Origin of the sequence: Halobacteriovorax sp. JY17 (assembly GCF_002753895.1) — a bacterium.
In the GTDB taxonomy this organism is placed as follows: Bacteria; Bdellovibrionota; Bacteriovoracia; order Bacteriovoracales; family Bacteriovoracaceae; genus Halobacteriovorax.
The window spans coordinates 1,224,425-1,249,540 of the sequence record NZ_NJER01000001.1 but is presented as its reverse complement, the minus strand read 5'-3'; the positions used below and the strand labels follow the sequence as shown (position 1 = coordinate 1,249,540).

20 protein-coding genes are annotated in these 25,116 nt (G+C 36.3%); 19 read left to right on the top strand and 1 reads right to left on the bottom strand.

The annotated features are described in order from the left end of the window. Window positions 1-205 precede the first annotated feature (205 nt). From CES88_RS05595 to CES88_RS05510, 18 genes are all read left to right on the top strand, one after another. On the top strand, window positions 206-1,546 hold the full coding sequence (locus tag CES88_RS05595; RefSeq protein ID WP_290732168.1) for a Na(+)-translocating NADH-quinone reductase subunit A: 1,341 nt from the start codon (window positions 206-208) through the stop codon (window positions 1,544-1,546). Then, window positions 1,547-2,752, top strand: a complete 1,206-nt coding sequence (locus tag CES88_RS05590; protein WP_290732166.1) for an NADH:ubiquinone reductase (Na(+)-transporting) subunit B — start codon at window positions 1,547-1,549, stop codon at window positions 2,750-2,752. It abuts the gene before it with no gap. 9 nt (window positions 2,753-2,761) lie between these two features. Then, window positions 2,762-3,523 (top strand): Na(+)-translocating NADH-quinone reductase subunit C, encoded by a 762-nt coding sequence (locus CES88_RS05585; RefSeq protein WP_290732164.1) that lies wholly within the window; start codon window positions 2,762-2,764, stop codon window positions 3,521-3,523. Next, entirely contained in the window at window positions 3,523-4,140 is a 618-nt protein-coding gene (locus CES88_RS05580; RefSeq protein ID WP_290732161.1) for an NADH:ubiquinone reductase (Na(+)-transporting) subunit D, read from the top strand. Before CES88_RS05585 ends, CES88_RS05580 begins: the two co-directional genes overlap by 1 nt. 3 nt (window positions 4,141-4,143) lie before the next feature. Next, window positions 4,144-4,755 carry an NADH:ubiquinone reductase (Na(+)-transporting) subunit E gene (gene nqrE / locus CES88_RS05575; RefSeq protein ID WP_290732159.1) on the top strand — a complete coding sequence of 204 codons (612 nt, stop codon included), beginning with the start codon at window positions 4,144-4,146 and terminating at the stop codon, window positions 4,753-4,755. Between the two features lie 24 nt (window positions 4,756-4,779). Continuing rightward, window positions 4,780-6,006: an NADH:ubiquinone reductase (Na(+)-transporting) subunit F gene (gene nqrF, locus CES88_RS05570; protein ID WP_290732156.1), complete on the top strand. Its 1,227-nt coding sequence runs from the start codon at window positions 4,780-4,782 to the stop codon at window positions 6,004-6,006. A 74-nt stretch (window positions 6,007-6,080) separates the two neighbouring features. Next, window positions 6,081-7,298: a DEAD/DEAH box helicase gene (locus CES88_RS05565; protein WP_290732153.1), complete on the top strand. Its 1,218-nt coding sequence runs from the start codon at window positions 6,081-6,083 to the stop codon at window positions 7,296-7,298. A gap of 163 nt (window positions 7,299-7,461) precedes the next feature. Beyond that, window positions 7,462-8,175, top strand: a complete 714-nt coding sequence (locus CES88_RS05560) for a hypothetical protein (protein ID WP_290732150.1) — start codon at window positions 7,462-7,464, stop codon at window positions 8,173-8,175. A 97-nt stretch (window positions 8,176-8,272) separates the two neighbouring features. Next, window positions 8,273-8,587: a YbjQ family protein gene (locus CES88_RS05555; RefSeq protein WP_290732147.1), complete on the top strand. Its 315-nt coding sequence runs from the start codon at window positions 8,273-8,275 to the stop codon at window positions 8,585-8,587. Then, entirely contained in the window at window positions 8,587-9,033 is a 447-nt protein-coding gene (locus tag CES88_RS05550; RefSeq protein WP_290732144.1) for a heavy metal-binding domain-containing protein, read from the top strand. The genes CES88_RS05555 and CES88_RS05550 overlap by 1 nt, the downstream gene beginning before the upstream one ends. Before the next feature lie 7 nt (window positions 9,034-9,040). Then, window positions 9,041-10,522: a hypothetical protein gene (locus tag CES88_RS05545; RefSeq protein ID WP_290732141.1), complete on the top strand. Its 1,482-nt coding sequence runs from the start codon at window positions 9,041-9,043 to the stop codon at window positions 10,520-10,522. Between the two features lie 83 nt (window positions 10,523-10,605). Continuing rightward, a complete protein-coding gene (locus CES88_RS05540; RefSeq protein ID WP_290732138.1) occupies window positions 10,606-11,787 on the top strand; it encodes a HAMP domain-containing sensor histidine kinase in 1,182 nt (393 codons plus the stop codon). 63 nt (window positions 11,788-11,850) lie between these two features. Beyond that, entirely contained in the window at window positions 11,851-12,867 is a 1,017-nt protein-coding gene (locus CES88_RS05535; protein ID WP_290732135.1) for an FAD:protein FMN transferase, read from the top strand. A gap of 9 nt (window positions 12,868-12,876) precedes the next feature. Next, complete coding sequence (gene nqrM, locus CES88_RS05530) at window positions 12,877-13,116, top strand: (Na+)-NQR maturation NqrM (RefSeq protein ID WP_290732132.1); 240 nt, start codon at window positions 12,877-12,879, stop codon at window positions 13,114-13,116. A gap of 132 nt (window positions 13,117-13,248) precedes the next feature. After that, window positions 13,249-15,978 carry a 2-oxoglutarate dehydrogenase E1 component gene (locus CES88_RS05525; protein ID WP_290732129.1) on the top strand — a complete coding sequence of 910 codons (2,730 nt, stop codon included), beginning with the start codon at window positions 13,249-13,251 and terminating at the stop codon, window positions 15,976-15,978. Between the two features lie 11 nt (window positions 15,979-15,989). Continuing rightward, complete coding sequence (odhB, locus tag CES88_RS05520; protein ID WP_290732126.1) at window positions 15,990-17,219, top strand: 2-oxoglutarate dehydrogenase complex dihydrolipoyllysine-residue succinyltransferase; 1,230 nt, start codon at window positions 15,990-15,992, stop codon at window positions 17,217-17,219. A 14-nt stretch (window positions 17,220-17,233) separates the two neighbouring features. Next, window positions 17,234-18,637: a dihydrolipoyl dehydrogenase gene (lpdA, locus tag CES88_RS05515; protein WP_290732124.1), complete on the top strand. Its 1,404-nt coding sequence runs from the start codon at window positions 17,234-17,236 to the stop codon at window positions 18,635-18,637. Window positions 18,638-18,777: 140 nt separating this feature from the next. Continuing rightward, window positions 18,778-21,474, top strand: coding sequence for a hypothetical protein (locus CES88_RS05510; RefSeq protein ID WP_290732121.1), 2,697 nt, complete (start codon window positions 18,778-18,780; stop codon window positions 21,472-21,474). On the opposite strand, the gene CES88_RS05505 is transcribed toward CES88_RS05510, so the two are convergent. Further along, a complete protein-coding gene (locus CES88_RS05505; RefSeq protein WP_290732116.1) occupies window positions 21,455-22,483 on the bottom strand; it encodes a hypothetical protein in 1,029 nt (342 codons plus the stop codon). The genes CES88_RS05510 and CES88_RS05505 overlap by 20 nt on opposite strands. Before the next feature lie 108 nt (window positions 22,484-22,591). Between CES88_RS05505 and CES88_RS05500 the strand changes: the two genes are divergently transcribed. Then, window positions 22,592-24,928 (top strand): PilZ domain-containing protein, encoded by a 2,337-nt coding sequence (locus tag CES88_RS05500; RefSeq protein ID WP_290732113.1) that lies wholly within the window; start codon window positions 22,592-22,594, stop codon window positions 24,926-24,928. Window positions 24,929-25,116 lie beyond the last annotated feature (188 nt).

Here is a 25,116-nt window from a genome sequence, read left to right as displayed (position 1 = left end):
ATGGATAAGGGTGCTACGGCACCTTTTTTATTTAAGTAGGAAAATTTATTTTATTTAAAATAATATTAAGAAAATTATTTTTTTGATTTCTTTATTATGAACTAGTTACATATCGAATTGGTAGGAGTATAAAAAATCAAAGTCTATTTTTTTTATATAGTTATAAAGCTAAACATATTAACGTTTTAACGGGGTTATTACTACCATGATTCGTATTAAGAAGGGTTTAGACGTTCCTTTAACGGGAGTCCCTAAACAAACAATCGAAGCTGGTCCGCAAGTTAAAAGAGTGGCCTTAACAGGTCCCGACTACGTTGGGATGAAGCCGTCAATGAAAGTTCAAATTGGCGACACTGTTAAAGCTGGTCAAGTTCTTTTTGAGTGTAAGAAGAATGAAGGATTAGCATTTACTTCTCCGGCAAACGGAAAAGTAGTAGAGATCAACAGAGGTGCAAAACGTGCATTTCAAACTATCGTTATCGAAGTAACAGGAATTGAACAAGTTCAATTTGAATCTTACAAACAAAAGAGTGTCTCTGACCTTTCTTTTGATGAAGTTAAGAAGTTGCTTCTTGAGTCTGGTCTGTGGACGTCTCTAAGAATGAGACCATTTTCAAAAGTAGCAATGCTTGAAGATAAGCCACACTCTATATTCATTAATGCGATGGACACTAATCCACTATCTCCAAACCCTGAACAAGTGATTGGTCAGTACGAAGAAGATTTTAAGGCCGGTGTTGAAGCACTTTCTAAACTTACTGATGGAAAGACTTTTGTCGCTAAGGCATCTGGATCAAAAATTCAGGCTCCGAGTTGCGCTTCTACGCATGAGTTTGCTGGACCACATCCTGCTGGATTAGTTGGAACACATATTCATCACCTAGATCCTGTTCATGAAAGTAAATTCGTATGGCACGCTGGTTACCAAGACGTTATCGCTATCGGTAAACTCTTTACAACTGGTAAACTTTGGACTGAAAGAGTAATTGCTGTTGCAGGACCAAAAGCTAAGAACCCAAGGCTTTTAACTACTCAGTTAGGTGCAAATATTTTAGATATCGTAGCTAATGAAACACTTGATGGTGAGCTTAGAATTATTTCTGGTTCAGTATTAAATGGTAGAAAAGCAGAAGATTCATTTCTCTACCTTGGACGTTACCACAATCAAATTTCGATTTTAGCCGAAGGGCGCGAGAGAGAATTTCTTGGTTGGCAGTCACCTGGTTTTGATAAGTTTTCTATCAAAAGAACTTTTTTATCTAAGTTCTTCACACCTTCTAAGAAATTTAGCATGACAACAACGACTCATGGTTCATTAAGAGCGATGGTTCCAGTTGGAATGTACGAGAAGGTAATACCTTTAGATATTCTTCCAACTCAATTATTAAGAGCTCTTCTTACTAATGATACTGAGCGAGCTCAACAACTTGGTTGTTTAGAGCTTGATGAGGAAGATTTGGCGCTTTGTACTTTTGCCAGCATTGGTAAAAAAGATTTCGGTCCAGTACTTAGAAAAAATTTAACAACTATTGAGAAGGAAGGTTAGATGAAAGCTTTAAGAGGTTTTCTAGATTCTCAACATCATCACTTTGTTAAAGGTGGAAAGTTAGAAAAGTTCTATCCAATGTATGAAATGATAGACACTTTTATCTACACACCTGGTGAAGTGAGTAGAGGATCAGTACACGTTCGTGATGGGATTGATCTCAAAAGAACGATGACAACTGTGGCAATGGCACTAACAGCTTGTTTACTTTTTGCTTGTTATAATACAGGTCTTCAAGCGAACACAGTTTTAGCAGCTCAAGGTATCTCTGTTGTTGATTCATGGAGAGGGGCCATCATGGCTGCTCTTGGGCTTGGGTTTGACCCAACAAATTGTGTCTCCAACTTTGTTTATGGATTATTATTTTTTGCTCCTGTATTTCTAGTGACAAATATTGTCGGTGGATTTTGGGAAGTGATATTTGCAACAGTAAGAAAGCATGAGATTAATGAAGGTTTCCTAGTAACAGGACTTCTCTTTCCTTGTATTCTTCCTCCTACGATCCCTCTATGGCAAGTTGCTGTTGGTATTTCGTTTGGTGTTGTTTTTGGTAAAGAAGTATTTGGTGGAACAGGGAAGAATTTCTTAAACCCAGCTCTTACAGCTAGAGCATTCCTCTTCTTTGCTTACCCTGGAGAAATTTCAGGTGACGCTGTTTGGACAGCTGTAGACGGTTTCACTGGAGCAACTGCTCTTGGTCAAGCTGCTATTGGTGGAATGTCTGCTATCTCTGTTAGTTGGATGGATGCTTTCTTGGGATTTATGCCAGGTTCAATGGGTGAGACTTCAACTCTTGCTTGTTTGATTGGTGGTGTAATCCTAATTACTACTGGAATTGGTTCATGGAGAATTATGCTCTCTATGCTTGTTTCAGCAATGTTCTTCGCATTTATTTTCAATCAAATTGGTTCTGATACTAATCCAATGTTTGGACTTGCTCCGCATTGGCACCTTGTTATCGGTGGATTTGCTTTTGGTCTAGTATTTATGGCCACTGATCCAGTGTCGGCTTCAATGACTTTTAAAGGTCAATTCTTCTACGGAGGATTGATCGGACTAATGGTTATTCTAGTTCGTGTTGTTAACCCTGCATTCCCAGAAGGTGTAATGCTCGCAATTCTTTTCTCAAATTGCTTTGCTCCGTTGATTGACTGGTTTGTCGTCAATGGTCATATCAAGAAGAGACAAGCGCGAATTAAGGCTTAAGGAGGAGTGATGAAAAGCGAAACAGGAAAAACACTACTTGTTGCATTTCTTCTTTGTATTGTGTGCTCAGTTCTAGTATCTGGTGCCGCAGTAGCTTTGAAGCCTGCTCAAGAAGCAAATAAGAAATTAGATGTTAAGAAGAATCTTCTGATTGCTTCTGGCCTAGTGGATAAGAATGCAACAAAAGAAGAAATTAACGCCGCTTATGCAAACGTTCAATCTCTCTTAGTTGATCTATCAACTGGTGAAGTTGTTGAAGGTGATGTTGAAGCCTACGATCAAAAGAAAGCAGCTAAAGATGCTAAAGAAAATAAGAGAATTGATTCAGCTATTGATGCAGGTAAAATTAGATTTAGAGCAAAAGTAGCGAAAGCTTACCTTATTAAGGAAGCTGGTGAAGTGACAATGATCGTTCTCCCTGTTCATGGAAAAGGGCTTTGGTCAACAATGTATGGCTTCCTAGCTCTTGCTCCGGATACAGTTACTGTAAAAGGAATAGGGTTCTATGCTCACGGTGAGACTCCAGGTCTTGGTGGTGAGATTGATAACCCAAGTTGGCAAGCGACTTGGAATGGTAAGAAGGCCCTCGGCGAAGATTATCAACCAGTACTAAAAGTAGTAAAAGGTGCGGCTAAGTCTGAGACAGAAATTGACGGTCTCTCTGGAGCGACCCTTACTTCTGTTGGTGTGTCTGGTACAATTCAATATTGGTTAGGAGATGATGCTTACGGGCCATTCCTCGCTAAATTTAGAGATGGAGGGATCAAGTAATGAGCCTCAAGAAAACACTATTTGCTCCACTTTTTGATGACAATCCAATTGCTCTTCAAATCCTTGGGATTTGTTCTGCACTTGCTGTTACAACGAAGTTAGAGACAGCTCTTGTAATGTGTATTGCAGTTACTCTCGTTACTGCTTTTTCAGGATTCTTTGTTTCAATAATTAGAAACCACGTTCCTTCAAGTATTCGTATTATTGTGATGATGACGGTTATTGCTTCTCTCGTAATTGTAACGGATCAGCTTTTAAAAGCATTCGTTTACGATGTCGCAAAATCAATGTCAGTTTACGTTGGTCTTATTATTACAAACTGTATTGTAATGGGGCGTGCAGAAGCATTCGCCATGAAGAACGGTCCAATCACTTCATTTGTAGATGGAATTGGAAACGGTCTTGGTTACAGTATTGTTTTAATTTTTGTTGCAGTATTTAGAGAATTACTTGGAAGTGGAAAGCTTCTTGGTTTTGAAATTCTGAAAACGACAAGTCAGGGTGGTTGGTACCAAACGAATGGTATGGCGCTACTTGCTCCAAGTGCATTCTTTTTGATCGGATTATTTATCTGGGCCCTAAGAACTTGGAAGACTGATCAGGTTGAGAAGGAGTAAGAGATGTTAGAACATTATTTAAGTTTATTTATAAAATCTGTATTTGTTGAAAACCTTGCTCTTTCATTCTTTCTTGGAATGTGTACTTTCTTAGCAGTATCTAAGAAAGTTAAAACGGCAATTGGTCTTGGTGTAGCAGTAGTGGTAGTTCAGACAATTACTATTCCTGTAAACAACCTGCTTTATACTTATCTTTTAAAAGAAAATGCTCTTAAGTGGGCCGGTATTACAGGGTTTGATCTATCTTTCTTAGGTCTAATTTCTTATATCGGTGTGATTGCAGCGATGGTTCAAATTCTAGAGATGATTCTCGATAAATTTTTTCCAGCGCTTTATACAGCTTTAGGGATTTTTCTTCCGCTTATTACAGTGAATTGTGCCATTTTAGGTGGTTCATTATTTATGGTGGAAAGAGATTATAACTTTGCGGAAAGTACTGTTTATGGAATTGGGTCAGGAATTGGTTGGGCCCTTGCTATTGCAGCACTTGCAGGTATTAGAGAGAAAATGAAGTACAGTGACGTACCTCATGGACTAAGAGGATTAGGGATTACTTTTATTACTGTAGGTCTTATGGCCTTAGGTTTTCTCTCATTCTCAGGTATTCAACTTTAAGTATTATAAAGAAAGGTCATAACTATGAATGAAATTATACTTGGCGTTTTAATGTTTACCGCCGTTGTTTTGGCCCTAGTGCTCATCATTCTCTTTGCAAAGTCAAAGTTAGTGAGTTCTGGGAATATTAAACTGAGCATTAACGGTGAAAAAACTGTTGAAATCCCAGCTGGTGGAAAGTTACTAAACGCGCTTGCTGATCAAAAATTATTTGTATCTTCTGCCTGTGGTGGTGGTGGTACTTGTGGACAATGTAAAGTTCACGTTCACTCTGGTGGTGGAGAAATTCTAGAAACAGAATTATCACATATCACAAAGAGAGAAGCGAAAGATGGTTGTCGTCTTGCTTGTCAGGTTTCTATAAAAGAAGATATGGAAATTGAAGTTGAAGACGAAGTCTTTGGTGTTAAGAAGTGGGAATGTACGGTTAGATCTAACCATAACGTTGCAACTTTCATTAAGGAATTTATTCTTGATCTTCCTGAAGGAGAGTCGGTACCATTTAAAGCAGGTGGATTTATTCAAATTGAAAGACCTCCAGGTTTAACAATTGATTATAAAGACTTCGATATTGAAGAAGAGTATAGAAGTGACTGGGACACTTTTAAAGTTTGGGATAATATCTCGACTGAACCAGAAGAAACTATTAGAGCGTACTCAATGGCAAACTATCCTGAAGAAGAAGGGATGATTATGCTAAACGTGCGTATTGCTTCTCCACCTCCAAGAGCGCCTAAGGGAACTCCTCCAGGTAAGATGTCTTCTTATATTTTTAACTGTAAGCCAGGTGATAAAGTTACTATCTCTGGACCATTTGGTGAATTCTTTGCCCGTGACACTAAGAAAGAAATGGTATTCGTTGGTGGTGGTGCAGGTATGGCGCCGATGAGATCTCACTTATTTGATCAATTAAAGAGAATCAAAACAGATCGAAAAATTACTTTCTGGTACGGAGCTCGTTCTAAGAGAGAAATGTTCTACGTTGAAGATTTCGATATGCTTCAAGGTGAGAATGAAAACTTTAAGTGGCACTGTGCGCTTTCTGATGCTCTACCAGAAGATAACTGGGAAGGTTATAAAGGATTTATTCACCAAGTTTTACATGATGAATACCTTAAAGATCACCCTGCCCCAGAGGATTGCGAGTACTACCTATGTGGGCCTCCAATAATGAACCAATGTGTGATTGATATGCTCGTTGACCTAGGTGTTGAGAGAGACGATATCATGCTTGATGACTTTGGTGGATGATTAAAATTGTTAAAAAAGTTTGATACTAAAGGCCTACTTCGTGGGCCTTTTTTATTTTAGAGATTGATAGAACTATGAAAGATACAAATACTTTTAATTCATTAAACCTTCTTCCTTCGATTAAAGAAACTCTGAATGAGTTTGGTTTTGTAAAACCTAGTCCTATTCAATTGAAAGCAATTCCGTATCTTTTAACAGGGAATGATCTTCTTGGAATCGCTAAGACAGGATCTGGTAAAACGGCTGCTTTTTGCTTACCTATTTTAAATAAGATTGTAAGTGAACCCCGAGAAGTTTCTCCTTTTCATATTCGCGCTCTAGTCTTAACTCCCACAAGAGAGCTTGCCTCTCAGATTGAGAAGTTTGTACAAGACTTTGGAGATATTGATGGAGTGTCTTCTCTGGTTGTATTTGGTGGAGCGAGAAGAGCGAACCAAGTTGAAAGTTTAAAAGATGGCGTTGATATTTTAGTGGCAACACCTGGACGACTAATTGATCTCATAGAATCTAATCGTCTCTCTCTTGATGAAGTCGAAACATTTATTCTTGATGAAGCAGATATGATGTTAGATATGGGCTTTCTTCATGATGTTAAGGCCATTATTTCTTACCTTCCTGCTAGAAAACAAGTGGCCCTATTTTCTGCAACAATGCCCAAGTCGATTGAACGACTTTCAAAAGAGATTTTAGTCGATCCAGTAAAAGTTAAAGTTGATATTGAATCTACTGTAGTAGAGAAAATTGAACAAAGGCTTTATCCTCTTCATAAGAAGAATAAACTTAATCTACTCCTACATCTTTTAGAGAACGAGGAACTTTCCAAAGTTCTGCTCTTTAGTAAAACAAAAATTGGAGCAGATATCTTAGTCGAAGAACTTTTGGAGAATGGAATTTCTTGTAGTTCCTTCCATAGTAATAAGTCTCAAGCTCAAAGAGAAATAGCTCTAGAGTCTTTTCGAATGGGGGAAATTCGACTTCTTGTTGCAACTGATGTTGCTGCAAGAGGAATTGATATTTTAGACATCACTCACGTTATTAATTACTCTCTTCCGGAGGAGATTAGTAATTATGTTCACCGTATTGGTCGAACTGGTCGGGCAGGAGGTGTAGGCGTTGCAATAACATTCTGTGTATCTTCTGAGTGGAAACTTCTGGAAAGTATAGAGTCTAAGATTAACGAGAAAATTCCTGTCGTCACAGATCACCCTTACTTTACAGAATTAAACACTAAAGACCCTCACTCTAAAAAGAAAAAAGCTAGGCCCAAATCAAAGTCTAAGAAGAAGAGATAACGCACAACTCATAACATTAGGTACGTGGTACCTTTTGTCTGCCTATAAGACAGTGTCTAAGTTTTATTCATTTAGATTACATCTAAGCGCTTGAAAATATGTTGTTTTTTTCGGCATATATCTTGCTTTATAAGAGTATATAAAATTATTCTGAGGGGGATATATGAGAAACCTACAATTTGTAGCTTTAATGCTTTTATCAGCGATTTCAATAGGGCCAAGTCTCTTTGGTTCAAACTCTAGATCACTTGCTTCGGAAGATTGTATTAACTGTGAAGTTAGTCATTCATCTAATTCTGAAGAAATTGAAGAAAATATAAAGAAGCTTAATAAGTCACTGCCGTCTTTGAGTAAGAACGAACAGATTCTCTCTTCTTTAAAAGAGAAGAATAAATGTGGTGAGAATGATTTCGCTTCAAATACTAAATCTAAGGGACGACTTAAGAAAGATCAGAGATTCTTCGTACAAAATGATCCAATGTATTCAGAAGTAGAGGACGCTCAATTTATTTTTGGAATGAATCTTCCTAAAGAGGGAAGACTTCCGTCAACTCGAGAAGAGAAGCCTTATATTGGAAAATCTTTTCAAAATGATTTAGTAATGATCGAAGAAGTTTACAATGGAAGAAATATTGTTGGGTTTAACGTAACTATCTCTCTTTGCTCAGTTGAAAATAAAAAGAAAGAACTAATCTCTAATGATAGAGAATTAGTAGGCCTTGCGTTTAGAGGAGTTTCTCTTGATTCTGACGATACATGCGGACTCTTTAATGATATTGATATGGCGAACTTTACAATGGTTTCTAAGAAGAAATCACTCTTTGGAAGTAATCTTCCTTTTGAAAAGACTATTACCGCTCTCGATTGTGACCTTTAAGAAATATCCGGCCAAGATTCCTTGGCCATTTTTTCTATCTAGTTAACTCAAGATAATTCCTTTACCATTTTCTAATAGACTTATATTAGGAGATGAAATGATTTTATCAAATATCGAAACTATTCCCGGAAAAAATATCGCAGAATATTGTGGACTTGTCTCAGGTTCAACAGTTAGAGCGAAGCACCTAGGTCGTGACATCATGGCTGGACTTAAGAATATTGTTGGCGGAGAACTCAAAGGGTATAGCGAGCTCTTAAACGAGTCTAGAAAAGAAGCAATGGATAGAATGATCATGAGCGCGAAGAATGCAGGAGCCAATGCTATTGTAAATATTCGCTTTTCGACATCATCAGTCGCCCAAGGAGCAGCGGAGCTATACTGCTATGGAACAGCGGTAAGAGTAGAGTAATGGGTTCTCTAATTGCTGTTGGAGTATTTCTCTTTCTAGGACTCTTTGTCGGAGGATTCAATGAACGCAGACATTATAAATCTCTAAGAGAGAGGGAACGCGCCACGAGATCTCTTAAACTCGATAATTGTAAGAAAGTAGTTATTTTAAACGAATCAGTCTTAGAACAGAGATTGGTCATCGGCTCAACAGTGGTTTCAATTGATTACTTTAAATTGATGATCACGGGGATAAAGTCACTCTTTGGTGGAAAGTTAAGAAGTGTAGAGTCTCTTCTAGAGAGAGCAAGAAGAGAAGCCGTACTTAGAATGAAAGAAGAAGTTCCAGACTTCTCAATGATAACAAATGTTAAGATAGAGACATCATCTATATCAAAAGATATTGCAAAGAATCATGTCGGAAGTGTCGAAATTATTGCTTACGGAACTGCAATCAAGATGAAGTAGGTCTATAGTGAGAAAAACAAATTACTCTTCTTTTTGGAAAGGTACAACGACTTGTCTAAATCACAGAGAGAAGGAAATTCTCTCTTACAGACCTAAAGACTTCTTGTATGGAAGAAAGGGGCCTTGGCCTCAACCTTCTCCTGATCATCCTTTTGGGGAGTCTCCTGCTGTTTTAAAAATACCACTTAGAGAAATTTTAGACTGGTGGATATTTGTTGGTCTACGCTATGTTGTAACTCTACTCTTAACACCTTTCATCTACATATATTATCTTTTTAATAGAGGGCTAGTGAGTGTTAGCGATAAGGAATTTAATTCTTACTTAACTAAGTCAATGATGAGTAAGTTCTTATCTCATCAACTTGATAAAAGTGATTTAAATCATTTTAAAGACTATATAAACGAAGATGAAACTTACTTAATTACTGACCTATCTCCTGTTGAGGTGGTCGATACATTTGAAGGTATATTTGTTTCACCTTCTAAAACCTTACTCGAATTACGAGATGGTAAGTATGTTGTAAAATGTATTTACATTGATGACTCTAAAGAAATTTTTACTCCTAAAGATGGAGAGGGGTGGGAGCTCGCAAAATACTTTGTTCTCCAGGGGGCAGCTCTGTGTGCCACATTAGTAGAGCATCCAAGTTTACATTTTCCTCTAGACTCTATAAACGCCATTACTAAAACGGCTTTACCAAAAGAGCATATTCTCTTTAAATTACTCTACCCCCACTTACGTTTCACTCTTCAATTAGAGAATGCAGTGTTGACGTATAAGACCTCACTTCTTCAATCAAAGTGGTGGATGCCTTACGCTCCCTATCCTGGACCATATGATGGATTGAGAGAGTTACTTGTTTGTGGATACAAAGGGATGATTGGAAATAAATCTTATACTGGATATCAATTTTACAGACGTCCAAGAAAGATTTATTCAGAGTATGGTGATTTCTTAAATCTCTACTATGATACAATTCATGATTTCGTTAGCGAAGTACTTGCTGATGTGAAGTGTGGAGATAGGGCCATCGAAAATTGGGCAAATTATATTTCTCCCTTAGTTCCTAACTTTCCTGATGGTAAAGAGATTTTTGAAGAAGGAAATCTCGTTGATACTGTTTCCTACTTTATTTGGGACGTAACTATTGCTCACTCTCTGGATCATTATAATTATGGTGCAATGAATATTCAAAAAGTACCTCTTCGTATTCGTCACACTGCTCCTACAAAAGGAATGAGTTACTTTAGTAGAAAGAAATTAGTTTCAGCAGTTGATCAAACAAAGTACCGTATGTCTCAACTTCTTTTCTTTAAGCCTACGAATGTAACGTGCCTTTATAATACGAATTATAACTTTAAAGAAGAGAAGCTTATAAGAATGAATAAAGACTTCCTGCAGAATTTGCATGAAGCAGAGAGAAGTGCCCTCGTAAAGGGGATTAACTATATGCCATTAAAAGATATTGCTCGCAGTATTCAGTATTAGGTGTAGTAAAACAATCAGCTTTTAAAAAACTTAGGAAATGAAAACCCCTTTTAAAAAATGTATTCTGAAACTAAACTAAATAAATGAATAAAAGTATTTCACTTGAAACTATTTTCTCTGAACTAGACCAAGGAATTAATTGCTATGATTTTCTAAAGAAAATTTCGGCATCTCTTCCATTTAAGGGAGTGTCATTTGTCGAGGTTCCAGAAGTTCTTCCAGCAAAAATTAAATCAAAGTATGTGTTCTCTGCGGGGAGAGAAGTAGAAGAAGTTCAATTCTTTCTTTGTGATACAGTTAGAAGAAAGTTAAAGAATACCATTTGGACACCTGAGAACTTTCTAATAGACCCAAGTAATTTAGATAATCAGGAAGTTATAACTAAGTTTGGAATTAAAGTTCTTTCAAGAATTCCTATTTACTATGACTGTAATAGTATTGCAGGAATTCTCTACTTTGCTCACGATGAAGAAATTCTTTCGGAGAAGAGTGAATTATTCTCGGCTCTAAATGCAATTGGTTCAATCTTTTCAAGATTATACTTTCGTGAATTTGGATGCGACCTGCGAGGTTCTGTAGCAGAAGTTGATTTATTAAAGAAGATGATGGATTCAAACCATGACTTAATCTCGTCAGTTATTCATGACCTTTCTAATCCTTTAACCGTTATTTACTTTGAAACTCAAAAATCTCTTTCAAATAAAGAAAAAGATCTAAATAAGAGTCTCAGGAATATTGAAACTTCTATTGATCATATTTATAAAATTATTGATAGTACTAAGAAGTTCTTTTCAAAGTATAAAGAGAAGGAAGATCTTCAAACGTTATCTATTGAAAACGTTGTGGATTTTATATCCTTTCAATATGGTACTCAGCTCTTAGAAAAAGGACTCAACTTCGAAAGTGAGGGACTTAATTTTGAATTCATCGCCTTTAGAAGTACGTTTTTAAATACAGTCATTGGTTCTCTAATCTCAAACTCAATTCGTTACTCAGCAGAGAAGGCAACGATCAAGCTTTATGGGCGTGAAGTAAATAAGAGAATTGAAGTGGTTATTGAAGACAAGGCGGGTGGATTTCCAGAAGAAGTTCTTGATAACTTAAAAAGTAACTTTAAGTCTAGGCCAACACCATCAACTGATGGAGATATTGGTTCAGGAATGGGATTGGTTCTTGCTAAATCCTATCTTCAAATTATGAATGGCTCTCTTGAGATCGAGAGTCTTGGTAAAGGAAGTCGCATCATTCTTAGAATGTCCAAGTAAGAATTCTCTTAAAATCTAAGCAAATTCATAGCTAAAGAGTCATAAATCTGATAATAAGCAATTATGTATAGATTATTGATTTTATTCATTTTCCTTCTCGGTGTTTCCTCTTGTTCAAAAAGCTCTAAGTTTTTGAAAATACAAGGGCAGACCATGGGAACGACTTATCATATTAAGTACACGAGTGACGGGATCAAACTTTCCAAAGATGAGGTTAAAACTCAGATTGATATGCTTTTAATAAAGGTCAATCAGAGTATGTCGACTTATATGAAAACTTCGGAGATTTCTGAGTTTAATTTAAGTAAGGAATTGGAGTGGAGGAGTGCTTCTTCTGAAATTTTAAAGGTTACGAATAGGGCCTTAGAGATAGGAAGGTTAACAGGTGGCTCGTATGATCCAACCATTGGTCCGCTCGTTAATCTTTGGGGATTTGGTCCAAGTGGGAAGAGGGTTGTTCCAAGCGATGAGGCTATCACCTCTGCTATGGAAGGTGTTGGCCTTGAAAAAATTTCTCTAAATTTAGAAGAAAATCAGTGGAAGAAGAATCACCCTAAGGTCTATGTAGATCTCTCCTCATTGGCGAAGGGCTATGGGGTTGATGTTGTTGCAAATTTACTCGACTCCCTAGGAAGTCATAACTTTATGGTCGAAATTGGTGGTGAGGTGAAAACTAAGGGATCAAAATTTGGAAAGCCTTGGCGAATAGCCATTGAGTCTCCAAATACAGAAAGTCCTGGGAGCTCTTATCAGAAAGTCTTAGACCTTGGTTCACAGTCTCTTGCGACAAGTGGAAATTATAGAAATTTCTTTACGGAAGAACACAAGAATTATTCTCATACTATAAACTTTAAAACGGGGAGACCTGTTGCACATACTCTTGCAAGTGTGAGTGTTGCAACAAAGGAGTCTTGTATGGATGCTGATGCGTGGGCTACAGCTCTTATGTCTCTAGGCTTTGAAAAAGGTATTAAACTTGCAGAAGAATTGAAAATAGCCGCATACTTTGTATATAAACTGGATTCTCAGAAGAACTTTGTCGCAAAAGGGACAACTGAGTTTAATAAACTATTTAAGTAGGTAATAACCATGAAGATGTTTTTAGTATCATTAGTCGTTATGTTAGCAGCAATCGCAGGAATGGCCGTAGGAGTAATCTTTAGCAATAGAAAACTCAAAGGATCTTGTGGAGGTCTTGGTAATGTAATGGGCGAGGATTGTATGTTCTGTGAAAAGAAAGAGGAGTGCGATAAGGCTCCTGAACAGAAGGACGATTGCTTAAAGCTTGAAGTGAAAGACTCAAGTGTTACTCTAACATTGGTGCAATAGAAAATATTGAAGAAAATAAGGGGGCGCAGTTATTGCCCTTGCTTAAAAGTTTCTTCACGAATTGCTAACATAGTAATATATTAACATTATCAAATACGATATAAATTCTCGGGTAAAAAACGGATTTTAATTATGAAAAACCCAATTGACTTCTCTCACTTGTCTAGTTCAGACATTTCTTTTATTGATTCACTTTATGACGACTATAAGCTCGACAGTAATTCTGTCGATATTTCTTGGAAGAAGTTCTTTGAAGGTTTCGAATTCGCGGCAGGCTCTAACGCTGGCGGAGGCGGAGACTTTGATGAGGCGAGACTTAGAAAGGAGTTTAATGTCTTTAGATTAATTCAGTCCTATAGAACTAGAGGGCACTTACTTTCTGATACGAATCCAATTCGTAAGAGAAGAGATCGTAATGCTCAGATTGGCTTATCTGAATATGACCTAAATGCAGGTGATCTAGAAACAGTATTTATCTGTGGCGACTTTGTAGGGCTTGGTCCTTGTAAGTTAAAAGATATCATCAATAAAATGGAAAAACTCTACTGTGGAAAAATGGGCATTGAATATATGCACAGTAATGACACCGAAGTGAGAAGATGGGTTCGAAATAAATTCGAAGTAGGTTCACTTGAAGTGAATTATGAAATCGAAAAGAAGAAGAGAATCTTACAGAAGCTAAATGAAGCTAATGTCTTTGAAAACTTTCTTCAAACTAAGTATACCGGGCAAAAGAGATTTTCTCTGGAAGGTGGAGAATCTACAATTCCTGGGCTTGATGCAATTATTAATAGAGCAAGTGACCTTGGTGCTAATGAAGTTGTTTTTGGAATGGCCCATAGAGGAAGATTAAATGTTCTCGCAAATATTATTGGAAAAACTTACGAGTATATTTTTTCTGAATTTGAAGGAAGTTCTCTAGAGCAGCAAGAGGGGATCGGAAGTGGAGATGTTAAGTACCACATGGGATTTACTTCTGTTAAAGAAGCTCAAAATGGAAAAGATGTCACACTTAAAATTCTTCCAAATCCATCACATTTAGAAACAGTTTCTCCTGTTGTTAATGGATATTGTAGAGCTCAAATTGATATTGCTTATCAAGACGAGTCAAAAATTATTCCTGTTGTTATTCACGGTGATGCCGCCGTAGCAGGACAGGGAATTGTCTACGAGGCCCTTCAGATGTCGGAGCTTCCAGGTTACAGATCTGGTGGAACAATTCACTTTGTTATTAATAATCAAATTGGTTTTACTACTGATTTTACAGATGCTCGTTCATCGCACTACTCAACTTCTGTTGCTAAAACTTTAGATATTCCAATTATTCATGTTAACGGAGATTATCCAGAGCACGTTGTCTATGCCTGCGAACTCGCTGTTGAGTTTAGACAGAAGTTTAATAAAGATATCTTCATCGATATGGTTTGTTATAGAAAGCATGGACACAATGAAGGGGATGAGCCTAAGTATACTCAGCCACATCTCTACGGACTTATTTCTAAAGTTAAGAACCCGCGTGAGTTATACTTAGAAAGACTAATCGAAACTGGTTCTCTAAATAAAGAACTTGCAAAAGAAATGCAGGACAAGTTTAAGTCGACTCTTGCAGATAGACTTAATAATGTTAAGCAAAATACACTTCCAAAGAAATCAAGTGGACCTCATAAAGAATGGAAGAACCTTCGTTGGGCCAAGACTGAGGACTTTGACAAGTCTCCGGAGACTAAAGTTCCTGTTCAGAGATTAGAGAAGGTTTTAAAGGCCGTGGCCTCAACACCAGATGGTTTTCAAACTTTAAAGAAAGCGCAGAAAATTCTTGATAGTAGAAGAATTATGTTTGCAGAGAATAAGATTGATTGGGCACTGGCCGAGCTCCTAGCTTATGGGACTCTTCTTTCTGAAGATGCAAATATTAGATTCACTGGTCAAGATGTTATCAGAGGAACTTTCTCACATAGACATGCAAAAGTTTTTGATGTGAAAACAAATAAGGCCCATTGTGGACTTGCTGATATAGAAGAAGGGCAGGGGAAGATTCATATTTATAATTCACTTCTCTCTGAGTACGCAGTTCTGGCCTATGAGTATGGTTATTCTCAGGCAACACCTAGGGCGCTAAATATTTGGGAAGCTCAATTTGGAGATTTCTCAAATGGCGCTCAAATTGTGATGGATCAATTTATTTCAGCAGGCGAGAGTAAGTGGCAGAGAATGAGTAATATTGTTCTTCTTCTTCCTCACGGCTATGAAGGTTCTGGTCCAGAGCACTCTTCATGTAGACCAGAGAGATACCTTCAAATGTGTGCAGAAAATAATATGGTCGTTTGTAACTTCACAACTCCTGCAAATATGTTCCATGCCTTAAGAAGACAGCTTAAGTGGGAATTTAGAAAACCACTTATTGTATTTACTCCAAAGTCACTTCTTAGACACCCACAATGTGTTTCAACAGTTGAAGACTTCTCTAAAGGTGGACTTCAGGAAATTATTGATGATTCATATGTAAAAGCGAAAGACGTAAAGAAAGTTCTCTTATGTTCTGGGAAAGTTTACTATGATCTATTAAATAAGCAACAAGATGATAAGAGAAAGGATGTGGCCATTGTTAGAGTAGAACAACTCTATCCACTCCCTGATAAGCAACTTTCTAAAGTTCTCGCGAAGTATAAGGGAGCTAAACAAGTGTGGGTTCAAGAAGAGCCAATGAATATGGGAGCGTGGACTTTCCTTCTAAGATGGAGAGATCTCTTTAGCGACATCACATGTATTTCTAGAAAGTCGGCAGCATCTCCTGCAACAGGATATGCAGCGGTACATAATCAAGAACAACAAGAAATTTTAGATAAGGCATTTGCCAAATAAAAGGTTGAATTATGAGCATTGAAATTAAAATTCCAAGTATTGGAGAGTCGATTACTGAAGTTACATTAGCAGCTTGGGTAAAAGAGAGTGGAGACTACGTTGAAGAGGGAGAGATCCTCTGTGAAATCGAGTCGGACAAAGCAACTGTAGAACTTCCTGCAGAGTCTAGCGGGATTTTAACTATCGCCGACTCAGCTGAAGAAGGTGCAGAGCTTGAGATTGGTGCTGTGATTGCTACACTTGATACAAGTGCAAGTGCTCCTGCTGGTGGCGCTCCTAAAGCGGAAGCGAAGCCCGACGAGGAGAAGGTTGCTGCTGAGGTAAGTGCTCCGGCGACAAGTGGTGGAGATAAGAATTATCCTTCTCCAGCCGCTAAGAAAATATTAGATGAAAAAGGCGTTGCTGCTAATTCTGTTTCTGGAAGTGGAAAAGATGGAAGAATTACTAAAGCAGATGCCATGGGTGCAAGTGCTTCTCAGGCTAAAGCAAGCGCTCCTGCTGCAAGTGCTCCTGAACAAGTGGTTCTCTCTGGCGGAGTAAGTCGTGAGAAGAGAGTTGAGAAGATGACTCGTCTTAGAAAGACTATTGCTAAGAGACTAACTGAAGCTAAGAATGAAACAGCGATGCTTACAACTTTTAATGAAGTTGATATGTTTAATGTAATGGCCCTTAGATCAAAGTACAAAGATGCTTTTAAAGACAAGCATGATATTGGATTAGGTTTCATGTCATTTTTTACGAAGGCCTGTACAATGGCACTTAAAGAAGTTCCTGGAGTCAACGCTCAAATTGATGGTGAGAATCTTGTTTACCACGACTACGCTGATGTAGGTATTGCCGTTTCAACTCCAAAAGGTCTTGTTGTTCCAGTTGTTAGAAATGCAGAGAGCATGAGTCTTGCTCAAATTGAAAAAGAAATTCGTCGTCTTGCTTTAAAGGGAAGAGATGGAAAGCTTGGTATAGATGAAATGCAAGGTGGAACATTTACAATCACAAATGGTGGAGTATTTGGTTCAATGCTTTCAACGCCAATTATTAATATTCCACAATCAGCGATTCTTGGAATGCACAATATTGTTGAAAGACCTGTTGCTGTAAACGGGCAAGTAGTAATTCACCCTGTGATGTATTTAGCACTTTCTTATGACCATAGAGTTGTAGACGGTAAAGAGTCAGTAACTTTCTTAAAAACAGTGAAGGAACTTATTGAAGACCCTTCTAGAATGTTATTAGACATCTAATTTAGGAGATTTAAGTGAAAGAATTTGATGTTGTTGTAATAGGTTCAGGTCCAGGTGGTTATGTTTGCGCAATAAGAATGGCGCAACTTGGTTTTAAAACTGCAATCGTTGAAAAGTATCCAACTCTTGGGGGAACTTGTCTAAATGTTGGATGTATTCCATCAAAGGCATGGCTTGAGTCTTCTGAAAGATTCTATGATGCCACTCACCACTTTGTTGACCATGGAATTGAAACAGGAAAAGTTAAAGTAGATATTTCCAAAATGAGTGCAAGGGTACAGAAAGTTGTCTCTGATACTTGTGGTGGAATTGATTTCCTAATGAAGAAGAATAAGATTGAAGTTCTTAGAGGGCTTGGATCATTAAAAGATAAGAATACTGTCATTGTAAAAGGTGAAAAAGAAGAGATTGAAGTTAAGGCGAAAAATATTGTCCTAGCGACAGGTTCAAAACCATCAACTCTTCCATTTATAAAAATTGATAAAGAGAGAGTGATTACTTCTACTGAGGCTCTAAAGCTGAAAGAAGTTCCAAAGCATTTAATTGTTATTGGTGGCGGAGTTATCGGTCTTGAGATGGGGCAAGTCTTTTTAAGACTTGGTTCAAAAGTATCAGTTGTTGAATATGCTGATTCTATGATTGCCGCTATGGATGCAGAGCTTGGTAAGACTCTTCAAAGAGTTCTTAAGAAGCAGGGGATGGAGTTCTATGCTGGGCACGGGGTAACTGCAGTTGAGGCCAAGGGTAAGAAAGTTACTGTTACAGCTAAGAAGAATAAAGACGGTAAAGAAGTTACTCTTGAGAGTGATTACTGTTTAGTTGCTGTTGGTAGAAGACCATTTACTGATGGACTTGGGCTTGAAAATGCTGGAGTACAAGTTGATGAGAGAGGAGTTGTTGTAACAGACTCTAATCTTAGAACTAGTGTCGATAATATTTTTGCGATTGGTGATATTGTAAAAGGTCCAATGCTTGCCCATAAGGCTGAAGAAGAAGGCGTCTATGTTGCTGAGCTTCTAGCCGGACAAAAGCCACACCTAAATTACAATCTAATTCCAGGTGTTGTTTACACTTGGCCAGAAGTTTCTTCTGTTGGACAAACTGAAGAACAGCTAAAGTCCTCTAGTATTCCATATAAGAAAGGTTCATTTCCATTTAAGGCATCAGGAAGGGCCAGAGCAGGGAACGAGTCAGAAGGACTTGTTAAGGTTCTAGCTCATAAAGAAACCGACGAAATCTTAGGTGTTCATATGATTGGAGCTAGATGTGCGGACCTTATTGGAGAAGCTGTTGTGGCCATGGAGTTTAGAGCATCTGCTGAAGATATTGCTCGTATTTGTCATGGACACCCAACTTATACAGAATGTTTCAAAGAAGCTTGTCTTGCGGCAACGGAAGATAGAGCAATTCATATATAATTACTGCCTTTTAGACCGAGTATTTTGCTCGGTCTTGGGCAAAATCATCCGATTCTCTCAATAAAATAGGCTTCATTCAATTTTCATCTAAATATCCTCGATAAGACTAAAGAGTACAATTGCGCAAAATGAGGATCTTCATGACGAAGAAAAAGTTTAACTTACATGAGAAATTAAAATCTGTTACCAAAGGAAAGAAAGAAAACTCTTTCCTAGAACAGACGTGGAGCGTCTATCCTCCAATCATTGAAGAAACTAAGATCTTTAACTTTGATTATAGTATTGATCAAGTTGATGTCGTGACACCTCCAATATTTGATAAAGAAAAATTTCAAACGAAATCAATTAATGAAGTAGAGGAAAAGGTCTCTCCACCAGTTGACTCTCTTAAACACTGTAATATTGAGGCCGAAGAATCTGCAATTATCACATTGAAAAAGTCTAGAAAGAAAGAATTAGATAAATTGAATGATGCAAGAAGAGATGCAATAACTTTAGACAGCGTCCAAGAAACTATTACTAAGAAGTTAGAGTTTGAAAAAGAGAAGAATGTAAATTTTAGAAATTCACTTTCAGAAATGAAAGGCAAGGTAAGTGACTTATCTAAAAACCTTGATGCTTTAAAAAGTGAAAAAATGAGCTTTGAAATAGAGAATTCATCTCTAGAGCAAGAACTTTTAAGACTTGAAGAGAGGAAGACGGAAATAGAAAACGCTATTTCTGAACTAGGAAAGGAAAACGGCCAACTTGCTGAAAAACTTTCAAATTATCACCGCGATAAAAATGAAGTAGAGAATATATTTAAAGCAAATTTCGACCTTATTAAGGACTATAAGAAGCAAATCATTGTAAATAAGGAAAGTATAAATTCACTTCTTAGTGATATCGAATTTAAGAATAAAGAAGTTGATCAGAAAAATGAAAGTATAGAAGTCCTTAAAGATGACTTAGAGGAGTCTAGAACTCTTGAAGCGAATATTCAATCAGAGCTTGATGAAGTTGTCATAGAGTTAAAGAAGTCGGAAAAAGAATTAACTAAACTAAGAGATAAGAAAAAGAATTTAAAGCAAGAGATTGCTGATATTGAAGCAACATCAAAGGAACTTGGAAATAAGAAAGCTTCTCTATTTAAAGAGTATAATGAAGAGGAATCAAGATATTTTTCTTTAACAGAAGACCTTAAGTCTTTAAAGATGGATGTTGACTCTAAGAGAGAAGTTGTCGAATCTCATGAGTCAAAGATATTTCAAATTCAAAAATCCCTCAATGAACTTGAGAACCAAAAGAGTGAGCTTGAAGGTAATTTAATTAAGAGAAAGCAAGATATAGATAAGTATTCAAAAATATTTAAAATAAAGTCCGCTAAGTTAAATCAACTTGAAAGTGATAACTTTTCTCTTAAAGGGGAGGCGGAGAGTCTTCTTAGTTCTATTGAAGAAAGTAAGATTCAGCGAGACTCTCTTGAGAGAAAGCTGAATCAACTAAGAATTGAAAACGATAAGAGTGAGGGAGCAATAGCTCTTTATAAGAAGGAGCTAGATTCAATAACATCAGAAAATAAACTCTATGATGAAAATATTAGTGAATCTATTGCAATTAGAGAGTTAAATTTAGAGAAAGTATCAAAGCTTAGAAAAGAGTGTGAAAAGATATCAAAGACAATTGATATTAAACAAATCCATCTTGGAAATATTCAGTCCAATGCCAATCGACAGATTCTTCAGGTCAGTAGTCTTAAAATTAAAAGAGATAAGAAAAGTGAAACGCTTCAATCCTTAAGTAACCAATTCAATGAAGCAAAGTATAAGATTAAGCAAAGTCTATTAGTGAAGAAATCTCTTACTAATGAAATTCAAAACTTAAATGAGTCTTATTCATTTACGAATAGTAGGTATAAACATCATCAAAACTTACTCGCAGAATTAAAGACTCAGAAGATGAAGAAGATTGACGAGAAAATTTCTCTTGAACATAGAGTAAATTCTCTCATTACCAGTCTTCAGGAATCAGAAAGCGAACTTTACACTGAAAAAAGTATAATGAGTTCGATACAAGGTGAGTTAGATGAAGTAATTAAGAGAAGTAGCGAGTTAAAAGTAGGCGTTGATTCATGCCAAGATAAAATATCAAAAATTAGAGCGAGAAAGAATGAAATTTCAGAGGTTTCAAATAAGGCCTTCTTAAATAAGCAAGTGATGGAAAATGAATTACTTGAATTTGAAAGAATAAAGGGTGCTCTAGAGTCTGAGCTGATACGAGAGCAGGAAGTATATAGTGACTTAAATACGAAGTTTCTAAATATCGAAGCAAAGCATAGGAGACTAGAGTCTACTATCAGTGAATATCAAGACCAGAAGAGTCGACTTGTTGGTCAAATTGAAACAAGGGCCCAGTTAATTTCTAAAAAAGAAGAAGAGTCTATTCATCTTTCTAAAGAGTTACAGCGCTTAGATTTAGAGTTAGATAGCTTTAAATCAGAGTTTAAAAGATCTAACACAAATCTAATTACATCTAATCTAAATGTAACGACAATGAGAGATAGTATTAGGTTAAAGAAGGATGAACTCCAAGCTGTTAAGTTAAAGTATTCATCTCTATCAAATAATACTAAAGATCTTAATGTTGATAAAGAGCAACAACTTGTCCTTATCGATGAGCTTGAGCGAACAAAGAGTCGATATATTCAATTAATTGAAGATATGATGAGTAAGAAGTCTAAGGACGAAGTGAAGCTTTCTGAAGGGAATCAGTATATTGAAAAGCTTAAGAGTGACATTGATGCTCTTAAAGATAATGTCTATGTACTAGAAAAGTACTCTAAGAAGAAGGCCAGTTAGATAAATCTCTTTCATTAACCTTTCCTGAGTAGCTTAATTCTAAAGCATTTTCAGGAGAGGTAATTACCTTTAAAATTCTTTGTTCTCTTTCCTCGTGAATAATTATTTCTAATGAAGTAAAGAATTCCTGAAAAGGACCTAGAGAGTCTGTAAGTTCTAACGAAGAAAGGTTTTGAGGTAATGAAATTCGTTGCCCCTTTATTTCCAGAGTAGCTAAACCATTAATGAAGTCAATGAAGGCTCCCTTTGTTCTAGATACCCAAGTATAGTTTCCATAAATCTTATTATATGCTTTTATCTCTATAAATTTCTTTTGATATAATAATGATTCAAAGGATAGAAGTTCTGTAAGAGGAGAGTTTTTAATTTTATAAGAGTAGAGATTTGAGTCATGTCTCATAGAAGAAAAGGTTGTAAGAACTTCTTTATTAAATAATCTAGAGTCAAGGTCAAGTCTTGGAATTAAGTCTCCATGAGACTCTATGGCCCAAATCATTTGAGAGGAATTCTTACTTACTTTATTTAAAAATGAAGTTAGAAATTCTCCCGTTGGTTGGTAGAGAAAGAGGGCATCGTAACTTCTTAGATCAATCTCTAATATGTCTGCAATAATAAAACTTTCAGTGCAAAGACCTAGTTCATGGGCCTTGTTAATTGCCCACTCAATTCTTTCTGGAACCAATTCTACTGAAAGAAAATGAGTGAAGCCAAGGACTAAGGATAATAAGCTTCCTTTAGAATAGCCTGAGCCAATATCTATAATACGAATTCCTTTTTTTAGAGAGAGTTGTATGAGTAAGAAATAGTCGTACCAACTTGTATTAAGGGCCTCTTCTCGTAGGGTTTCGCTTAAATATAAATTAGAGGGAGTTTCAGATTTTTTTAGAGAGATTTCAATGGAATTATAATCATAGAGAAAGAATTCATCACATAGCAAATTAAAGGCTTCGGGAGAGCTTTCTTTTAATAAATTGCCCCTGAAGTGGGTGATTTTTTCTTTTTTTTTCATATTTCCAGTAAAATCAATAGCTTATGTTTTATTTCTTGAGCAGAAAAAGTCTCTGAGTAATTGAGTTTATCTTTAAAAGTTCCGATATGTTAAGTGAATTAGACCATTTTGGAGGTCCAAATTACTAAGTATTATCTAATTCAGAGTTCTGGTAAGGTTTTAAAATACTGTGATATTTTTGAAATCGTATCCCTTCTTGAAAGCGAAGAGCTTGAAGGGCAGAGCTATGTTTTTGATTTAAGACTTAGGGAGTGGCTTACAGTTGATAACCTCGCAGTCCTAAGGGATACGAATTATCAATTCAAAGAATCTGCAAAAAGAGATCGTCCATCTTTTAATCCTCCTCATAAACTACCTGTGGGTGAGTTCCAATCTCAGAAAGACTCTGACTATGAGTACCTTCTTAGGTATACAAGAAAGTTAAGCAAAATTAATGAAGTGAAAGAACTTTCGATGAGTGATAAGACGGAAACTTATCTTGAAGCGCAGTTAGAGAAAGTTACTTGCGATTTAAACGAAAAGAATACTGAGCTTCTAAACATTAAATCTATTAGTCTTGATTTTGAAGAAGTCATTTGTAGGTTAAAAAGTGAAAACTCTAATCTAAGCTTAGAGATAGCAAAGCTTGAAGATGAAAATATTTCTCTTATTGAAGAAAGAGAAGATCTAAAAAAGTCTTCAGAAAAAGACATCGAAATTTTGAAAGCAGAGTATGAAAAAGAAATTACTTTATGTGACGATATTCAAAAAATAAATTTTAAATTATCGGAAAGAAATAAAACTCTCGCTTATGCTTTGAAGCTAGAGAGAAGTCAAAGAGCAGAGCTTAAGTCTTTAATGGAAAAAAGAGATGAAAGTAGTTTAAAATCCTCATATAGTGAGGAGCTTCTTTCTAAGGCGATGGATTACTTCCTACATGGGCCTATTGGCGGTGATAAGGAAATTTTAGAGAAGAAAATCGCTTTATTAAATAAAGAGTTAAAAGAATTAGATGAATTCTATAATATAAAAATTCAAAAATTAAAAAGAGAATTTAGAGAAGAGTCTCAAACTCAGGCGAAGCATTCATCTGAAGAACAAGAGAGCATCAATATTCTACAAAAGGAGAGAGACTCTCTTGAATTTAAGTATAATAATCTACTCGATTTAAATGAAGTTTTAAATGAGAAAATGGCAAAACTTGAAGAGAGCGCTAAGTTCAATGCTCTTAATAGTGACACTCAGGAAGACTTTAAAGAAAAGTATATTAATCTTGCTAGTAAGTTCAAGAAATTAGAAAAAAGCTATAAAGAACTAGAAGAGCAAAGTAAAACTAAGAAAGCTCCTGATAGTGCAACAAAGTACCTTAAAGAAGAGTTAATAAAAGCTAGAGAGCAAGTAACTTCCTTTGAAACGAGATTAAAAGAGCTTTCACTGGAAAATGACTCCCTTAAAGATCAAAAGAGTGGTGTTCTAAAGTCTGACAAGAAGTTAAATCATTTAATTACTAACCTTCGATCTGATAATAAAACACTGATTGAAAAGTACCATGTACTTAAAGAGCGTACGGCTAAGTACAAGGTCGCTTATAACGATTTGTCTGAAGGTCATAAGAAATTAAAACTAGAGCTTAAAGAAACTCGTTTAAAGTTCTCTGAAATGACTAGTAAGACGAGTGCTATAATTGATTCTTTAAAATCAAAAGTAGAAGGCGCGAAGAATAACTATTCTGAAAAAATAAAAGAGCTAGAAGAAGTTAAGGATAGAGAAAAGACTCTAATGTTTAAAATAGAGGAATTTAAGAAAGAAGAAGTTGAAGCTAAAGAAGCGCAAGTCTCTCTTGAAGTAGAAGCTGATTCAACAAGTAAGGCCGATGAAGAGCTTAAGCGCTTGATTGGTGATTCATTTGAAGTTCCAAATTCAAAGGTTTGGATGATTCAAAACGAAGAGAAAGCTGTTAGTGGTCCATTTGAATTCTCAGAAGTTTATCATATGAAAATTAATGGAGAGCTTGATGGAAATATTAAGATAAAGAAAGGGGTAGACCCTTATAGAGTAAAGGCCGATATTTTTGAGCTTTCTGTCCCTGTTATCACTCATGGTGAAGGGGATAGCATTCGCTACTTTATCAATAGAACATCAATGAGAGTTCCTTTCTATGAGTTAATTACTTTTGAAATAAATGGTGTGGAACATAGAGGCTATTGTACGAGTTTGAGTCTGGGAGGGATATTCCTAGAGTTAAATGAATTAAGTGATGATTTTGTTATTGATAAGACTGGTCGAGTTCTCTTCTCGGCCGGAGCAGTTGATTCTCCATTCCAGTGTGTCGCTCAGGTAAAGAATATTTCTAAGTCTCGTCCAAAGGGGCTTGGCCTTATGTTTGTAGACCTTCCTGATCAGGCGAGAGTAGATATTTCCTTCTATATAAATAATTATTTGAATAAGACAAAGCAAGCAGCTTAATCTTTTTCAAGTTTAGAAATAAAAAAAGCCACTCCGAAAAGTGGCTTTTTTAAAGAATAGTGCCCCGACGTTTCCGGTTATCGAACTGCTATTCTCGAAAAAAATCTGATAAACATCTAGAATTACTTAACTAAAGTGGTTGAAAATAATACCGAAAGGATATATACTGTATGTATACAACAATATAT